This window comes from Mycetohabitans sp. B3 (genome assembly GCF_021498065.1).
Classification (GTDB): domain Bacteria; phylum Pseudomonadota; class Gammaproteobacteria; order Burkholderiales; family Burkholderiaceae; genus Mycetohabitans.
This window is the reverse complement of the sequence record NZ_JAHLKN010000098.1, coordinates 1-738: the sequence shown is the minus strand read 5'-3', so window position 1 is coordinate 738 and position 738 is coordinate 1. Positions and strand designations below refer to the sequence as shown.

Sequence of the window (738 nt, the reverse complement as noted above, 5' to 3'; positions counted from 1 at the left end):
TTTGATGATGCTGTGGTTCGAGCGACGATGTTAACACGTATCAACTCGCTTGCTCGAGGAGTATCTGCAATTTCACTAGAAAATATTCAAAAATTTGTAGATATTTTTAATAAAGGAATATGTCCTTGTGTACCTCAGAAAGGTTCTCTTGGTACGAGTGGAGATTTGGGACCACTTGCTGCTATTGCTTTGGCGCTAACTGGAAAATGGAAGGTTAGGTATCAAGGGGAGATTATGAGTGCCTCAGAGGCACTGTGTAAGGCTAATATTGAGCCGCTCAGACTTAGTTATAAAGAGGGCTTGGCATTAATAAATGGAACCTCGGCCATGACTGGCTTGGCGTGCCTAATAGTAAATGATTTGGAGAATTTAATTAAATCATATGAATTAATAACATCGTTAACTTTGGAGACATTGAAAGGAAAGCGTAAGGTATTTTCACCGTTGGTGCACGAAGAGAAGCCGCATCGAGGCCAGCAAGCGTCTGCAGCAAATATCTACAACGCGCTTGCCGACAGTAATATGATAAGTAGTGAGGATGATGTATCAAAAAGTCTTCGATCGCAACTTTGCGGTAATGTGGTAGATAGTGTTACTGATCAAATCGAAGATGCGTATTCTTTGCGTTGTACGCCGCAAATAATTGGGCCGATTAGGGATGCTGTGGATTATGTTAAGTGTGTGGTAGAAAATGAGTTGAATTCTAGTAATGACAATCCTTTGGTGATTCCAAAGCAT

The 738-nt window shown here is 40.9% G+C and carries 1 protein-coding gene; it reads left to right on the top strand.

Annotated features, from left to right (window positions below; translation table 11 throughout):
- Nucleotides 1–12: 12 nt before the first annotated feature.
- Nucleotides 13–738, top strand: a 726-nt coding sequence (locus KQH55_RS15740; protein ID WP_373566409.1) for an aromatic amino acid lyase, incomplete at its 3' end; no start/stop codon positions are given.